This is a genomic window from Ottowia beijingensis (genome assembly GCF_042680925.1).
Taxonomy (GTDB): Bacteria; Pseudomonadota; Gammaproteobacteria; order Burkholderiales; family Burkholderiaceae_C; genus Ottowia; species Ottowia beijingensis.
On the sequence record NZ_JBHUEP010000007.1, the window covers coordinates 604,290 to 619,722 of the forward strand.

The following is a 15,433-nucleotide window of genomic DNA, read 5'->3' on the forward strand; positions in this document are numbered from 1 at the left end:
TCAGTCCTTCTTGACTTCCTTCACTTCGGCGTCGACCACGTTGTCGTCGGCCGCGGCGGAAGCCTGTGCACCGGCACCAGGGGCAGCGCCCGCACCGGCGGCCTGGGCGGCAGCGGCCGCGTCGGCGTACATCTTCTCGCCCAGCTTCTGGCTGGCGGTCATCAGCGCCTCGGTCTTGCTGTCGATGGCGGCCTTGTCGTCGCCCTTCAGGGCTTCCTCGACGTCCTTGATGGCGGCCTCGATGGCATCCTTCTCGCCGGCTTCCAGCTTGTCGCCGTGCTCGGTGAGCGACTTGCGCACGCTGTGCACCATGGCGTCGCCCTGGTTGCGCGCCTGCACCAGTTCCAGCTTCTTGTGGTCCTCGGCCGCGTTCAGCTCAGCGTCCTTCACCATCTGCTGGATCTCGGCCTCGGACAGGCCCGAGTTGGCCTTGATGGTGATCTTGTTTTCCTTGCCCGTGCCCTTGTCCTTGGCGGACACGTGCAGGATGCCGTTGGCGTCGATGTCGAAGGTCACCTCGATCTGCGGCAGGCCGCGCGGCGCCGGCGGAATGCCTTCCAGATTGAACTCGCCCAGCAGCTTGTTGCCGCTAGCCATCTCGCGCTCGCCCTGGAACACCTTGATCGTCACCGCCGGCTGGTTGTCGTCGGCGGTGGAGAAGGTTTGGGCGAACTTGGTCGGGATGGTGGTGTTCTTGGTGATCATCTTCGTCATCACGCCGCCCAGGGTTTCGATGCCCAGGCTGAGCGGGGTGACGTCGAGCAGCAGCACGTCCTTGCGGTCGCCGCTGAGCACCTGGCCCTGGATGGCGGCACCGACGGCCACGGCCTCGTCGGGGTTGACGTCCTTGCGCGGCTCCTTGCCGAAGAACTCCTTGACCTTGTCCTGCACCTTGGGCATGCGCGTCATGCCGCCGACCAGGATCACGTCATGGATGTCGCCCACGGCCACGCCGGCGTCCTTGATGGCGGTGCGGCAGGGCGCGATGGTGCGCTCGATCAGTTCCTCGACCAGGCTTTCCAGCTTGGCGCGGGTCAGCTTGATGTTCAGGTGCTTGGGGCCCGAAGCATCGGCCGTGATGTAGGGCAGGTTGATGTCGGTGGCGGCCGTGCTCGACAGCTCGATCTTGGCCTTCTCGGCGGCTTCCTTCAGGCGCTGCAGGGCCAGCACGTCCTTGCTCAGGTCGACGCCTTGGTCTTTCTTGAACTCGCCGATCACGTAGTCGATGATGCGCTGGTCGAAGTCCTCGCCGCCCAGGAAGGTGTCGCCGTTGGTGGCCAGCACCTCGAACTGCTTCTCGCCGTCGACGTCGGCGATCTCGATGATCGAGACGTCGAAGGTGCCGCCGCCCAGGTCATAGACGACGATCTTGCGGTCGCCCTTTTCCTGCTTGTCCAGGCCGAACGCCAGCGCCGCGGCGGTGGGCTCGTTGATGATGCGCTTGACTTCCAGCCCGGCGATGCGGCCGGCGTCCTTGGTGGCCTGGCGCTGGCTGTCGTTGAAGTAGGCGGGAACGGTGATGACGGCCTCGGTGACCGGCTCGCCCAGGTAGTCCTCGGCGGTCTTCTTCATCTTGCGCAGGATCTCGGCGCTGATCTGGGGCGGCGACAGCTTCTTGCCGCGCACTTCCACCCAGGCGTCGCCGTTGTCGGCGGCCACGATGCTGTAGGGCATCAGGTCGATGTCCTTCTGCACTTCTTTCTCGCTGAACTTGCGGCCGATCAGGCGCTTGACGGCGTAGATGGTGTTCTTGGGGTTGGTGACGGCCTGGCGCTTGGCCGGCGCGCCGACCAGCACCTCGCCGTCTTCCTGGTAGGCGACGATGGACGGCGTGGTGCGCGCGCCTTCGGCGTTCTCGATCACCTTGGTCGAGTTGCCTTCCATGATGGACACGCAACTGTTGGTGGTGCCCAGGTCAATGCCGATGATCTTTCCCATGTTGTTCTCCGTGAATGCTCAAAAAAGGTTGAATGCTTTGAAACTGCGGTTGCGCGGGGGCTTTTCAAGCCGGGCGCAGGGCTTTATTTGGGCGCGGTGACCGTGACCAGCGCCGGGCGCAGCACGCGGTCGGCAATGGTGTAGCCCTTCTGCAGCACGCTGACCACGGTGTTGGCTTCCTGGTCGGCGGGCACCATGCTGATGGCCTGCTGGTTGGCGGGGTCGAAACGGTCGCCGGCGGCGGGGTTCACCTCGACCACCTTGTTGCGCTCCAGCGCGGCCAGCAACTGGCGCAGCGTGGCCTCGGTGCCTTCGCGCAGTTGTTCGGCGCTGGCGTTGTCCACCTTCAGGCCGGCCTCCAGGCTGTCGAGCACGGGCAGCAGGCTTTCGGCGAAGGATTCGACGGCGAACTTGCGGATCTTGGCGATCTCGTCGTCGGCGCGGCGGCGGGCGTTCTGGGCTTCGGCCTGGGCGCGCAGCGCCTGGTCGGTCAGCTCGGCCACCTTGGTCTTCAGGGTCTCGACCTCGCCCAGGGCGTTGTCGAGTTGGGCTGCCGCATCAGCCTCGTTGGCGGCGGCTGCGGCCTCCAGCTCTTCAGGGCTCATGGGCGGGTCCATGGGGTCGAAAAAGGGGGGCTGGGGGGGCGTGTTCCGAGGGTCTGACATGCTCTGCAACAGAAAAAACGGTCTGGTGGAGGATAAGGCTCGTGTTCTCAGATGGATGCGGCCCAAGGCTTTTCAAGTGTTTTTTCGGGGCGAAAAGCGCTGCCAATGCGCCTGAAAACCGCCGGAAAACACCCCGCAGAAAGCAACAGGCCGCCCGAAACGGCGGCCTGAATGGGTTGGCGCGGACCGAGCTGGCGCGTCAGCCCGAGACTCCGAGCAGCTCGACGTCGAACTTGAGCGTGGCGTTCGGCGGAATCACGCCGCCGGCGCCGCGCGCGCCATAGCCCATCTCGGGCGGGATGATGAGGGTGCGCTGGCCGCCCACCTTCATGCCGGCCACGCCTTCGTCCCAGCCCTTGATGACCATGCCGGCGCCCAGCGGAAACTGGAACGGGTCGCCCCGGTCGCGGCTGGAGTCGAACTTGGCGCCTTGCTCGCCATCGTTGTAGAGCCAGCCGGTGTAGTGGACGGTGACCGTGGCGCCTTTCCTGGCCTCGGCGCCGGTGCCGGGCTTGACGTCGGTGATCTGCAGGCCGGTGTTGCTCATGATTTTGCTTCTGTGTTGATAGCTGCTGGCGCTTGATGGGCGCCGGTTGCAGCCGGATTTGATTGAGAAAGAAAAGGCGGCCATGTGCCGCCTGTGAAAACAGGGGGGAAGGGCGCCGGCCAGGCCTGCGCATTCACCCCTGGGGTTCGATCACTTCTTCTTCGATTGCGCCGCCACCCACTTGGTGGCGAAAGCCTGCAGATCCGACAGGCGTTTGACCAGGTCGGTGCCGCTGAGCGTGAGGCTGTAGCCGTCGGAGCCGTGCGTGACCAGGTTGGCGGCGCGCAGCTCTTTCAGGCGGGTGTTCAGGGTGTTGGGGGTGATGCCGCCCACGCTGTCCTGCAGCAGGCGGAAGGTCTGGGGATGGCCATCGCGCAGCGCCCACAGCACGCGGATGGCGTAGCGCGCTTCGAGCAGCGCCAGCAACTGGCCTGTGGCGGCGTTTTCTTTGGAACTCATGTCAGGCTTCTCCTCAGGTTCGCTAGGTGCGTCAGGCGGACTATATCGCAAATTGGTAGCACGCTAGCAGTTTCATAGCTCCTCAAGCCAGCAGGCCGTGGGGTTGGCGCTACAAAAATTACGCACCCCTCTGGCGGGGCGGGAAAACCCTAGCCAAGGTAGAGCTTCTGCAGCAGGCGGATCAGCGTGCGGCGCTCGGCGGTGGTCAGGGCCTGGGTGGACTGCGCTTCCAGCCCGGCCACGGCCAGTTCGGCCTGCTGCATCAGGGCCCGGCCCTCGGCGGTGAGCTGCAGGCCCAGGGCGCGGCCGTCCTGCGGGTGCGGGTGGCGCACCAGCAGGCCGCGCTTTTCCAGCGTGCCGATCTTGCCCACCAGGTTGGGCGGCAGCAGGTTGAGGGCACCGCACAACTGCTTCGAAGTGATACCCGGGTTGTGAAAAATGATCGAAAGTATCGAAAAATCAACGATGCGCAGCCCGAACCTGGCCATGCCCGGCAGGATGTGGCCGATGACGGCCAGCGCTGCCATGCGCGCGTTGTAGCCGACCAGGGTTTGCAGGTAGCTGCTGTCCACCGTGTCGACGGCGGCCGGCGCGGGGTCGAGGTCGGCGCTGGGGTCGGCGGCGGTGTTCACGGGGCGGCCACGGGCAGTCGCTGGCTGATGATGGCGCAGCGCATGTCGAACTCGGGCAGCACCCAGCGGCCCAGGGCCTGGGTCGCGGCGCGCCAGCGCTGCGGCTCGGGCGCCGCGTCGGCGGCGGCCTCAAGGCGCGCGCCGGCCCAGCCGAGCAGGGCGATGGCGACGGCGCGCAGGTAGTCGTCGGCCACCCAGTAGGCCAGGGTGGCGTCGTGCGCGCAGGCGCCGGCCAGCGCGCGGGTAAGGGCCTGCAGGCGGTCGAAGCAGGCCGACACGGGGGCGGCCAGGGCGCCCGAGCCCAGGTCGGCGCAGGCGTGGTCCAGCAGCGCGCACAGGCCGGCGCCGCCGTCGGCCAGCACCTTGCGCACCAGCAGGTCGATGGCCTGGATTTCGTTGGTGCCCTCGTAGATCATGGCCACGCGCGCGTCGCGCACATGCTGCTCGATGCCCCATTCGCGCACGTAGCCGTGGCCGCCGAAGACCTGCAGGCAGTCCGATCCGCCGTGGAAGGCCTGGTGGGTGCAGGCGCTTTTCAGCACGGGTGTGGTCAGCGCGCACCAGCGCTCGGCCTGCTGGCGGCGCGCCGGGTCGGGGTGGTGTTTGGCGATGTCGAGTTCCAGCGCGGTCTGGTAGGCCAGCACGCGGCTGGCGTCGAGCCAGGCGCGCTGGGTGTTCAGCGTGCGCTGCATGGCGGGGTGTTCGATGATGAAACTGGCCCCCACGCTTGCCGCTGCGCGGGCTGCGCTGCCCCCCGAGGGGGCGCTCGCGGCTCGGGGCGGCCCGTCGCCGCTCGGGCTGGTTTCCTTCGCCCCCGGCGCGCGCATCTGCTTGCGCTCGTGCGCGTAGGCGTCGGCCTTCTGCCAGGCGGCCGACAGCAGGCCGATGCCTTGCAGCGCCACGTGCAGGCGGGCGGCGTTCATCATCACGAACATCGCATTCAGGCCCTTGCCGGGCGCGCCGACGATCCAGCCGCGCGCGTCGTCGAAGCGCATGACGCAGGTGGGCGAGCCGTGCAGGCCCATCTTTTCCTCTATGCGCTCGCACACCACGGCACTGCGCGAGCCGTCGGCGTAGAACTTCGGCACCAGGAACAGCGACAGGCCCTTGGGCCCCGGCGGTGCGTCGGGCAGGCGGGCCAGCACCAGGTGCACGATGTTGTCGGTCAAATCGTGCTCGCCGCCGCTGATGAAGATCTTGGTGCCGTTGAGCAGATAAGTGCCGTCGGCCTGCGGCAGCGCGCGGGTGGCGCACAGGCCCAGGTCGCTGCCGGCGTGCGGCTCGGTCAGGCACATGGTGGCCAGCCATTCGCCTGTGGCGATCTTCTGCAGGTACTGGCTTTTCAGCGCCTCGCTGCCGTGGTGCTTCAGGCATTCGTAGGCGCCGTGCAGCAGGCCGGGCGCCATGGTCCAGCCGTGGTTGGCGGCGGAGAGGCTTTCGTACAGCGCCGCATCAAGCACTGCGGGCAGGCCCTGGCCGCCGTCTTCGGGCGCGGCGCTGAGCGCCGGCCAGCCGGCCTGCCAGAAGGCCTGGTAGGCGTCGCGAAAGCCGGGCGGCATGGTGACGGCGCCGCCGTGCCACTGGGCTCCGAGCTCGTCGCCCACGCGGTTGAGCGGGGCGATGCGGCCGCTGACGAGCTTGCCCATCTCATCGAGCAGCTGGCGCATCAGCGCCTCGTCGGCCTCGGCGAAGGCGGGCAGGGCGGCCAATTGCCGAGGCGCCTGCAGCACATTGAACAGGATGTGGTTCAGCGCATCGACGGGGACTTGGTAGGCGTTCATGGGCTGGTCAAATGACTGCAATGACGCCGCCGCTGCGCGGCGGGCAGGACGAAATGAAGGAGACGGGCGGGGTGGATGAGACAGATCAGGCGATAGCCATTTGGCGCAGCATGCCAATATCAAAAAAGAAGCTGCTTGCGCCCGGTGGATGGGCGCTAGCGGCCTTTTTCATGGAGAGAAAAATTTAGAAGGTCCCCCCCCACTTTCATGACGCCAGCGCTTGTGCTTGGCGGGCCGCGCCCTGTCATGGCGGCGCAGCCGCCGTCATCCACGCCGCGCAGCGGCGAAGTCATGGCGCGCCAGCGCCGTCATCGCCGCCATCGCCGCGCGCGTCGGTTGGTTTACTTCTCCACCTTGAACTCGCCGCCGGTCACCCGCATCATCACGCCGGTGTCGTCGGTGTAGCCCCAGTGGTCCTGCGCCGTCCAGTTCAGCACGCCGTGGGCCAGGGTGGTCTTGCCAATCTTCTCGAAGGCGTCGCGCAGGGCGGCGCGGAACTCGGGCGTGCCGGGCTTGGCGGTTTTCAGCGCAATCGGCACGGCCTTTTCCATCACGATGATGGAGTCGTAGGCGTGGCCGGCGAACTGGTTGCGCGAGCCGGGGCCGTAGGCCTTCTCGTACTGCTGCACGAACTTGATCGCCTCGCCGCGGGCGGGGTGCGAATCGGGCAGCTGCTCGGCCAGCACCGCCGGGCCGCTGACAACGAAGCCGCCCTCGACCGACTTGCCGCCCACGCGCATCAAATCGCGCGTGGCGGCGGCGTGGGTCTGGTAGATCTTGCCCTTGTAGCCGCGCTCGACCAGCGCCATCTGCGGCATGGCCGCGCCCGAGCCGGAGGCGACGACCAGCATCGCATCGGGGTTGGCCGACACGAGCTTGAGCACCTGGCCGGTCACGCTGGTGTCGGCGCGGGCAAAGCGCTCGACCGGGCCGAACTTGATGCCGGCCTTTTCGGCCTGCGGGCGGAAGTCGTTGAGCCAGGTCTCGCCATAGGCGTCGCTGTAGCCCAGGAAGCCGACGCTCTTGACGCCCTGCTTTTTCATGTGCTCGATGATGGCGTGGCCCATCACGGCGTTGGACTGCGGCATGCGGAACAGCCACTTGTCCTTGCCCGCGGGCACGGCCACCGGCGACCAGGCGATCTGCGGCGTGGCCGATTCCTCGGCCACCTGGGCCATGGCGGCGGCCACCGGCGTGGCCACCGAGCTCATCAGCACGTCGACCTTGTCGGCGGTGACCAGCTTCTTGGCGTGCTGCACGCCCTGGGTCGGGTCGGTGGCGTCGTCGAGCACGATCACGTTGAGCTTCTGGCCGGCGATCTCCTTGGGCCACAGCTTGGCCTGGTTGCCGGCCGGAATGCCCAGGCCCGAGGCCGGGCCGGTCATGGGCGCGATGACGCCGATGGTGATCTGCGCCATCGCGGCGCCGCTGGCGGCGATGGCGGTGGCGGCCACGATGGCCTTGAGGGTGTAGCGGGTCATGGGTCGTCTCCTTGGTGGGTGGTTTAAAAAAGTGACTGCGGATCAGGAACAGGCTTCCTTGATGAAGTCCGGGACAGGAATGGCCTGCAGGCGGCCGCCCTCGGGGTGGATGCAGAAGGCGCGCGTCTCGCGGCCTTCGCACAGCACCACGCCGTCCTTCTTGACCACGTGCTTCTGCACGAAGGTCTTGGCGGCCCAGCTTTCGATGCTGGTGTGCACGTGGATCAGGTCGCCGTAGGTGGCCGGTTTCATGAACTTGGTGTGGATCTCCAGCAGGGGCGTGCCGATGATGCCGGTGGTTTTCTTCAGCTCGCGCCAGGGCGGGATGCCACACTCGACGAAGAAGTGCAGCGAGGCCGCGTCCATCCACTTGCTGAAATTGGGAAAGAACACGATGCCGGCGGGATCGCAGTCGCCGAACATCACCTTCACGTCGTAAACGGTTTCTTTGCTCATGGGGTTGCTGGGGTTTTCACGAGGTTGTTCGATGACGGAATGACTTTGCCGCTGCGCGGCTTCAATGACGAAATGACTCGTCCGTCATCGAAGCGCAGCGAGATCGTTTCGTCATCAGCGCGGCGCCATGCGCAGCGCGCCATCCAGGCGGATCACCTCGCCGTTCAGGTGGCCGTTGCTGACGATGTGGCAGGCCAGCTCGGCGAACTCTTCCGGCTTGCCCAGGCGCGACGGGAAGGGGATCGACGCGGCCAGCGACTGCTGCACGGGCTCGGGCAGCGTGCGCATCAGCGGCGTGTTGAACAGACCGGGCGCGATGGTGCACACGCGGATGCCATGCTGGGCCAGGTCGCGCGCCATGGGCAGCGTCATGCCGACCACGCCGCCCTTCGACGCGCTGTAGGCCTGCTGGCCCACCTGGCCGTCGAACGCGGCCACGCTGGCGGTGAACACCATGGCGCCGCGCTCGCCGTCTTCCATCGGCTCCAATTTGGCGCAGGCGGCTGCGAACAGGCGCGCGGCGTTGTAGGTGCCGATCAGGTTGACGTTGACGACCTTGGCGAAGTCTTCCAGCGAGGCGGCATTGCCGTCCTTGCCGATCACGCGCTTGGCGGTGCCGATGCCGGCGATCTGCATCAGGATGCGCGCCGGGCCGTGCGCGGCGGCGGCTTCGGCGAGGGCGGCTTCCATGCTGGGGCCGCTGGTCACGTCGGCCTGCAGCGCGATGCCACCGATGTCGGCCGCCACTTTCTTGGCGTTGTCGAGGTTCACGTCGAGCACCGCCACCTTGGCGCCCAGGCGCGCCAGCTCGCGCGCCGTGGCCTCGCCCAGGCCCGAGCCACCGCCGGTGACGAGGGCTGCTTGTCCTTTGATCTGCATCTTGGTTTCTCCTGAATTAATAGCTGCCTGCGCTGGTGGGAAGGGGCTGATAGCTTGAAAGGCTTAAAAACTTCCGTACGCAGAGGGCGCAGAGGTTTCGCAGAGGGCGCAAAAGAACAGCCAAAAATTTTTTCGGTTTTTTCTGCGTCCTCTGCGGAATCTTTGCGTCCTCTGCGTCCGGCTGTTGGTGGTCTTGTCAGGCGCCCGGGTTTTCGAGCAGCAGCGCGATGCCTTGGCCGCCGCCCACACAAGCTGACGAGATACCGTACTTGACGCCATCGCGCTGCATGGCGCGCGCCACCGTGATCGTCAGCCGCACGCCCGTGGCCGCCAGCGGATGGCCGAGCGCGATGGCGCCGCCGTTGACGTTGAGCTTGTCCAAATCCATGCCCAGTTCCTTGGCCACGGCCAGCGTTTGCGCGCCTTGCGCCTCGTTGACCTCGAAGCGACCAATGTCGTCGAGCTTGAGGCCGGTGCGCTCCAGCAGCAGGCGGATGGCCGGCGCGGGGCCGATGCCCATGATCTCGGGCGGTACGCCGACCGCCGCCGCGCCGATGATGCGCGCCAGCGGCTGCTTGCCATGGGCCTTGGCATACGCACCCGAGGCGACCACGGCCGCGGCGGCCGCATCCACCAGCGCCGACGAATTGCCGCCGGTCTGCACGCCGCCCTCGAACACCGGCCGCAGCTTGGCCAGCACCTCGATGGGCGAGGGCCGCGGGTGCGTGTCCTGCGCCACTTCAGTCACCTTGCCTTGCAGCTTGATGCCGCGTGGCTTGTAGCCGTCTAACTCGAACTTCTCGGTGACCACCGGCACGATCTCGCCGGCCAGGAAGCCGCTTTCCTGTGCCGCCACCGCCTTGGCGAAGGACTGGTGCGCGAACTCATCCACCTGTTCGCGCGTGATGCCGTATTTCCTGGCCAGGTTCTCGGCGGTCTGGATCATGTTGATGCCGGCGGCCGGGTCCTTCAGCGCCTCCCACATGTAGTCCTTGAAGCCCACCGGCGCACCCAGCTTGAAGCCGGTGCGGTGGTCGAAGGCGGCGATGGGGTTGCGCGTCATGCTCTCGGTGCCGACGACCAGCGCCGCCTCGCAAGCGCCGCCCTGGATGTGCTCGCCCGCCTGGCGGAACAACTCGAAGCCGGTGCCGCAGATGCGCTGCGCCATGATGGCCGGCACCGCCACTGGCACGCCGGCGTACAGGCCGATGTGGCGCGGCAGAAAGAACTGATCGAAATCGCCCGGCGCCATGTTGCCGGTGACGACCGAGCCGATGTCCGACGGCGCCACGCCGGCGCGCTTGAGTGCTTCGCGCGCCGCCTTGATCCCGAGGTCGGTGGGCGAGATGTGGCCCAGCGCGCCGCAGTAATCGACCATCGGTGTGCGCACGCCGTCGAGCATCCAGACGTCGTTGAAGGGGGTGAAGAATCCTTGGGTGGCCATTGTTTGTCCTTGTCTTTCTCTTACTCCCTCTCCCGCGCGCGGGAGAGGGCAGGGGTGAGGGTGCTTTACTCCCTCCCCCGCTGGGGGAGGGTTGGGGTGGGGGCTGACCATGCACCAGTGCGCATGGACGCCAGCCCCTCACCCCCACCTCCACCGCACGAAGCAGAGCTTCGCGGGGACCCCGGGCCCTCTCCCCAGAGGGGCGAGGGAGTGAATACCGAGCAGGTCACAGGTTCACGCCCGGCTTGATGACGATGTGCCCTGGCGGCTCGTCATACAGCGCCTGCACCAGATCGTCGCGGTGTTTCAGCACGGCGCGCTGATTGATCGACCCCTTGTCGGTGACTTCACCCAGGTCGATCGACGGCGGCTCGGCCATCAGCATGAGGCGCGTGACACGGTTGGCGCTGCCGGTGGCGGTGAGCGAGAGGTCGGTGACCAGGCTCTGGAACTTCTGCAGCACGGCGTGCTGCTTCAGCACCGTTTCAAAAGGCGCATCGGGCGGCAGATCGACCAGCGAGCGCACTGCCTGCGTCGGGAACACCAGCGCGCCCACTTCGTGCCGGTTCAGCCCGGTGACGACCACGTCCTGGATGTACGGCGCGCCGCCGGCGATCACGCGCCCGCGCAGCGGACCGACGCTGACGAAGGTGCCGGTGGCCAGTTTGAAGTCTTCCGCGATGCGGCCGTCGAAGCGCAGGCCCTTGTGCTTGTCCGCCACGTCGACCCACAGCACGGCGTCGCCGGTGCAGAAGAAGCCTTCCTCGTCAAACGCCTCGGCCGTGGCCTCGGGCGCGCGCCAGTAGCCGGGCGTGATGTTGGGGCCGCGGTAGCGCAGTTCGGTCTTGCCGTCGATGGGCACCAGCTTGCATTCCATGCCCGGCGTGGGCAGGCCCAGTTCGCCGGCCTTGATGTCGGGACTGGTGGGGAACAGGCCGTAGGGGCTGGATTCGGTCATGCCGAAGCCGCAGGTCATGACGATGCGCTCGCCGACCTCGCGCTCGGCGCTCTCGAACAGCGAATCCCACACCGGCTGCGCCAGCGAGGCACCGGCGAAGAAGAACATCTTGACGCGCGAGAGGAAGTTGCGGCGCAGCGCGTCGTCCGTCTTCATGGCGTTGGCAATCGCCTCGAAGCCGGTCGGCACGTTGAAGTACATCGTGGGCGCGATCTCGCGCAGGTTGCGCAGCGTTTCGCCCACCAGCGCGGGCGTGGGCTTGCCCTCGTCGATGTAGAGCGTGCCGCCGTTGTTCAGCACCATGCCGACATTGTGGTTGCCGCCGAAGGTGTGGTTCCAGGGCAGCCAGTCGATCAGTACGGGGCGCTCCTCGGTCAGGATCGGCATCGACTGCCGCATCTGCTGCTGGTTGGCGCACCACATGCGGTGGGTGTTGATGACCGCCTTCGGCAGCTTGGTCGAGCCGCTGGTGAACAGGAACTTGACGATGGTGTCGGGCGTGGTGGCTTGCTGCGCGGCATCCACCGCGGGCGTCGGCTCGGTGGCCAGCAGCTCGGACAGCAGCGTGGCCTTTCGGCCCTTCAGGTTCGGGTGGTCGGCGTGGCGCGAGACCGCGATCTCGCAATCGGCCGGCGCAGTGGCCGCCAGCGCCGGGCCGTAGCGCTCGCCGTCCTCGGCCCAGATCAGCCCGGGCGTCAGCGTGTCGATCACGTGGCGCAGCTTGCCGTAGTCCTTGCTGATGGTGGAGTAGGCGGGCGAAGCCGGCGAGAACGGAATGCCCGCGTAGATGCAGCCCAGCGCCAGCAGCGCGTGGTCGATGCCGTTGTCGCTGAGGATGACGACGGGGCGCTCCTGCGACAGGCCGCGGTCGATGAGCGCCTGGCCGATGCGGCGTGCAGCGTCCAGCGTCTGGGCGTAGCTCACGCGGCGCCAGTCGCCCAGCTGACCGCCCGTCAGGCGCTCACGCTGGGCGACGAAGGTTTCGTCGGGGGTCGTTTTCGCCCAGTGGACCAGGCGGTCGGACATGCGCTCGCCAAAAGGCTGCAGCGGCACGTCGGCGGCCAGGTGCTGCACGCCGCCGTCTTCGCCGCGCACGTTCACCCGGGTGACGCCGAAGGTCAAGGGGCGGTACTTCGGTGGCGCTGCCGCAGCGCCGGTCGCGTTGCTCATGCTTGTCTCACTCCACTCTTTTTTTGATAGCTGCTCGCGCTTGTCCATCAGGCGCTGGAGGTCAAAAAGGCTTCAAGCCTTCTTCACCTTGGTGCCGGCCTTGCCTTCAAGAAAATCGCGCACACGCTGTTTCGCTTCAGGCGCGGCCTGGGCGATGGCGCTGATCAGCGCCTCGGTCATGAAGCCGTGGTCGGCCGGCTGCTCGGCGATGCGGGGCAGGGCGTGCATCAGCGCGTAGTTGGTCAGCGGCGCGTTGGTGGCGATGCGCTCGGCCAGTTCCATGGCCTTGTCGAAGGCCTGGCCTTCGGCCACCAGGTACTGCGCAAAACCCAGGCGCTCGCCGTCCTGCGCGTTGTAGACGCGGCCCGTGAGCATCATGTCGGTCATGCGCGCCACGCCGATCAGCTTGGGGATGCGCACCGAGCCGCCGCCGCCGACGAAGATGCCGCGCGTGCCTTCGGGCAGGGCGTAGAAAGTGGTGGCGTCGGCCACGCGGATGTGCGCGGCGCTGGCCAGCTCCAGCCCGCCGCCGACCACAGCGCCGTGCAGCGCGGCGACCACCGGCACCGGGCCGTACTGCACCGCGTCCAGCGCCATGTGCCAGCTGCGCGAATGGTGCAGGCCCTCGCCGGCATCGCGCTCCTTCAGTTCCGACAGGTCGAGCCCGGCGCAGAAATGCTCGCCTTCACCGTCGATCACGGCGGCGCGCACGCTGGAAGGCAGGTTCTGGAAGGTGTCGCGCAGCGCGGCGATGAGGCCGTCCGACAGCGCGTTGCGCTTGGCGGCGCGCGTCAGACGAACGACGGCGATTTCCTTCTTCTTGCCCGCGAGTTCGAGCGAAATGTCTTGACTGGGCTTGGCCATGGGGTCTCCTTGGGCGTCATTATGGTTATCAACGATAACTAAAAACAAGCTGTCTGGCGGTCTTCCCGGGGAGGGTTTTCCCTTGATTCATCCAGACCAAGCGCGCTTGGCAAAATGCAAGCGATGTCGGCAGCGCGTGGGCGCCAGTGGTCGGCAGTTCAGGAGCCTTCATGACCCGACGCCAGTTTCTGCTTGCCAGCGCCGCTGCCGCACTCTGCCCGACCGCCGCCGTCGCTGCGACCAAATTCCCCGCCAAAGCCGTGCGCATCGTGGTGCCCAATGCGCCCGGCGGCGCGGCCGACATCACCGCCCGCGCGGTGGGCGAGCACATGGCCCGCACGCTGGGCCAGCCCGTGGTGATTGACAACCGCCCCGGCGCCGGTGGCGTGGTGGCAGGGCAGACGGTGGCCAACGCAGCGCCCGATGGTCACACGCTGCTGCTGATCTCCAGCGGCACGGCGGTCAGCGCGGCGTTGTTCAAGGCGCTGCCGTTCGACACCCTCAAGGCCTTCACGCCCGTGGCGCCGCTGGCCACCTTCGATCTGGTCATCGTCGCCAACGAGGGCGGCGACTTCCGTACGCTGGGCGATCTGCTCCAGTTCGCGCGCCAGAACCCGGGCAAGCTCAACCTGGGCACGCCCATCATCGGCACCACCCAGCACCTGGCGGCCGAGCTGTTCAAGAGCGCGGCGGGGCTGGACTTGCAGGTGGTGCCGTTCAAGGGCACGCCCGACGTGATCACCGCCATCCGCAGCGGCCAGCTGCACGCCGGGCTGGACATCCTGAGCCCGCTGCTGGCGCAGATCCAGGGCAAGGCGCTGCGGCCCCTGGCGGTGACGGGTGCCCGGCGTTCGCGCGTGCTGCCCGATGTACCCACGGCGCAGGAACTGGGCGTGAAGGGCCTGAACGCCGCATCGTGGAACGGGCTGGCCGTGCCGGCCAGGACGCCCGCGGCGGTGGTCGAGCAACTGAACAAGGCCGTGAATGCTGCGCTGGCCGATGCCGGCGTGCGCCAGAAGCTGGAGGCGCTGAACCTCGATCCGCACCCTGGCACGCCGCAGGACGCGGCCCGCATGCTGTCGGGCGACATCCGGCGCTGGAGCGAGGTGATCGACAGGGCGGGCATTGCCCGGCAATGAGTTTTCAAGCCATTTAGGGCCTGAGCGCCCGCCAGTAAAGCGCAAGCAGCTCTTTTATTGATAGCAATGGCGCCGGATGCGGCGTCGGCGGCGAGCGCTCAGGTCGTGCCAGCGGCGCGTCGGGTACGCACCGCGGTGGCCGGCAGGCGCAGCATGGCGGTTTCGATGCGCGCCGCCAGCTCGATCAGGCGCGGCCGGATGCTGTGCAGCAGGTAGTCCGGCGGCAGCACGAAGCCGGGGCCGCCGCAACTGAGCGACAGCAGCGGCCGACCGCTGCCGAGCCGCAACGGCCGCGCAATGGCGTTGATGCCGGCCTGCCAGCCGCCCACCACCATCGTGACCCCATCGCGGCGGTGCTGCTGCAGCGCCTCGTCGATCTCGGACGAAAGCCGTGGCCAATCCCTGGGGCGGCGGTTCTGCAGGCTGCGCAGCACGGCGTCGCGGTCCTTGGGCTCGCAGCCGGCCAGCCAGGCGCGGCCCATCGACGTGACCGCCAGAGGCAAGCGCGAGCCGATGCGCAACTCGCGGTTGTGCAGGTCCTTGCTGCGGCAATGCACGAGGTACACCATCGACAGGCGGTCGCGCGCGCCCAGCGCCACCTCGGCCCGCGCGAAGTCGGCCAGCTCCTGCATCAAGGGGCCGGCCACGTCGTTCACGTCGAGGTTCGCCACCATGGTGCTGCTGAGCGCGAAGGTGGCCACGCCCAGGCGGTACTTGCCCAGTTCCTCGACGTGGTTCAGGTAGCCCAGCCGGGTCAGCGTATACGTCAGCCGAGACACCGTGGACTTGGGAAGCCTGCAGCGCTGCGCGATCTCCTGGTTGCCCAGCAGCCGGTCGCCGGCGCGGAAGCAGGCCAGCACCTCCATGCCGCGCGCCAGGGCGGTGACGAAGTGGCGGTCTTCCTTGGCGGGGCCGGCGGGGTTTTCGTTCATGTCGTGATGGGGTCGGGTGCACGCTTCGGTGGGCTGCCGGCACGGCGGCCGCATCTGCGGCCTGCGCAAAGCCGAGTCATCCACGTGA

General features: G+C 67.6%; 15 protein-coding genes. 2 read left to right on the forward strand and 13 right to left on the reverse strand.

The annotated features are described in order from the left end of the window. The 6 genes from dnaK to ACFSCU_RS12225 all read right to left on the reverse strand — a co-directional run bounded on the left by dnaK (position 1) and on the right by ACFSCU_RS12225 (position 6,022). The gene (dnaK, locus tag ACFSCU_RS12200; RefSeq protein WP_180551395.1) at positions 1-1,938 is read right to left on the reverse strand and encodes a molecular chaperone DnaK; all 1,938 of its coding nucleotides are present in this window, start codon (positions 1,936-1,938) and stop codon (positions 1-3) included. Between the two features lie 83 nt (positions 1,939-2,021). Continuing rightward, entirely contained in the window at positions 2,022-2,555 is a 534-nt protein-coding gene (gene grpE, locus ACFSCU_RS12205; protein WP_257645875.1) for a nucleotide exchange factor GrpE, read from the reverse strand. 247 nt (positions 2,556-2,802) lie between these two features. Next, the gene (locus tag ACFSCU_RS12210; protein ID WP_180551397.1) at positions 2,803-3,150 is read right to left on the reverse strand and encodes an FKBP-type peptidyl-prolyl cis-trans isomerase; all 348 of its coding nucleotides are present in this window, start codon (positions 3,148-3,150) and stop codon (positions 2,803-2,805) included. Between the two features lie 150 nt (positions 3,151-3,300). Beyond that, entirely contained in the window at positions 3,301-3,609 is a 309-nt protein-coding gene (locus ACFSCU_RS12215) for a winged helix-turn-helix transcriptional regulator (protein ID WP_333707184.1), read from the reverse strand. Positions 3,610-3,758: 149 nt separating this feature from the next. Beyond that, entirely contained in the window at positions 3,759-4,241 is a 483-nt protein-coding gene (locus ACFSCU_RS12220) for a MarR family winged helix-turn-helix transcriptional regulator (protein ID WP_308645889.1), read from the reverse strand. Further along, positions 4,238-6,022 carry an acyl-CoA dehydrogenase family protein gene (locus ACFSCU_RS12225; protein ID WP_377560803.1) on the reverse strand — a complete coding sequence of 595 codons (1,785 nt, stop codon included), beginning with the start codon at positions 6,020-6,022 and terminating at the stop codon, positions 4,238-4,240. The genes ACFSCU_RS12220 and ACFSCU_RS12225 overlap by 4 nt, the downstream gene beginning before the upstream one ends. A 20-nt stretch (positions 6,023-6,042) precedes the next feature. Here ACFSCU_RS12225 and ACFSCU_RS12230 point away from each other — a divergent pair, with 20 nt between their 5' ends. Beyond that, the gene (locus ACFSCU_RS12230) at positions 6,043-6,210 is read left to right on the forward strand and encodes a hypothetical protein (protein WP_377560805.1); all 168 of its coding nucleotides are present in this window, start codon (positions 6,043-6,045) and stop codon (positions 6,208-6,210) included. Positions 6,211-6,363: 153 nt separating this feature from the next. Here the strand turns inward: ACFSCU_RS12230 and ACFSCU_RS12235 are convergent, their stop codons facing one another. The 6 genes from ACFSCU_RS12235 to ACFSCU_RS12260 all read right to left on the reverse strand — a co-directional run bounded on the left by ACFSCU_RS12235 (position 6,364) and on the right by ACFSCU_RS12260 (position 13,274). Further along, a complete protein-coding gene (locus tag ACFSCU_RS12235) occupies positions 6,364-7,503 on the reverse strand; it encodes an ABC transporter substrate-binding protein (protein ID WP_377560807.1) in 1,140 nt (379 codons plus the stop codon). 42 nt (positions 7,504-7,545) lie between these two features. Then, on the reverse strand, positions 7,546-7,959 hold the full coding sequence (locus ACFSCU_RS12240; protein WP_180551399.1) for an acyl-CoA thioesterase: 414 nt from the start codon (positions 7,957-7,959) through the stop codon (positions 7,546-7,548). 114 nt (positions 7,960-8,073) lie between these two features. Further along, positions 8,074-8,838 (reverse strand): SDR family NAD(P)-dependent oxidoreductase, encoded by a 765-nt coding sequence (locus tag ACFSCU_RS12245; RefSeq protein WP_180551400.1) that lies wholly within the window; start codon positions 8,836-8,838, stop codon positions 8,074-8,076. Between the two features lie 196 nt (positions 8,839-9,034). Next, positions 9,035-10,282, reverse strand: coding sequence for a thiolase family protein (locus tag ACFSCU_RS12250; protein WP_377560808.1), 1,248 nt, complete (start codon positions 10,280-10,282; stop codon positions 9,035-9,037). 226 nt (positions 10,283-10,508) lie between these two features. Beyond that, a complete protein-coding gene (locus ACFSCU_RS12255) occupies positions 10,509-12,410 on the reverse strand; it encodes a feruloyl-CoA synthase (RefSeq protein ID WP_180551402.1) in 1,902 nt (633 codons plus the stop codon). 72 nt (positions 12,411-12,482) lie between these two features. Further along, on the reverse strand, positions 12,483-13,274 hold the full coding sequence (locus tag ACFSCU_RS12260) for a crotonase/enoyl-CoA hydratase family protein (RefSeq protein ID WP_180551403.1): 792 nt from the start codon (positions 13,272-13,274) through the stop codon (positions 12,483-12,485). 170 nt (positions 13,275-13,444) lie between these two features. Here ACFSCU_RS12260 and ACFSCU_RS12265 point away from each other — a divergent pair, with 170 nt between their 5' ends. After that, positions 13,445-14,413, forward strand: a complete 969-nt coding sequence (locus ACFSCU_RS12265) for a Bug family tripartite tricarboxylate transporter substrate binding protein (protein ID WP_180551404.1) — start codon at positions 13,445-13,447, stop codon at positions 14,411-14,413. 98 nt (positions 14,414-14,511) lie between these two features. Here ACFSCU_RS12265 and ACFSCU_RS12270 read toward each other — a convergent pair whose 3' ends face one another. After that, a complete protein-coding gene (locus ACFSCU_RS12270) occupies positions 14,512-15,345 on the reverse strand; it encodes an IclR family transcriptional regulator (protein WP_180551405.1) in 834 nt (277 codons plus the stop codon). Positions 15,346-15,433: the final 88 nt, after the last annotated feature.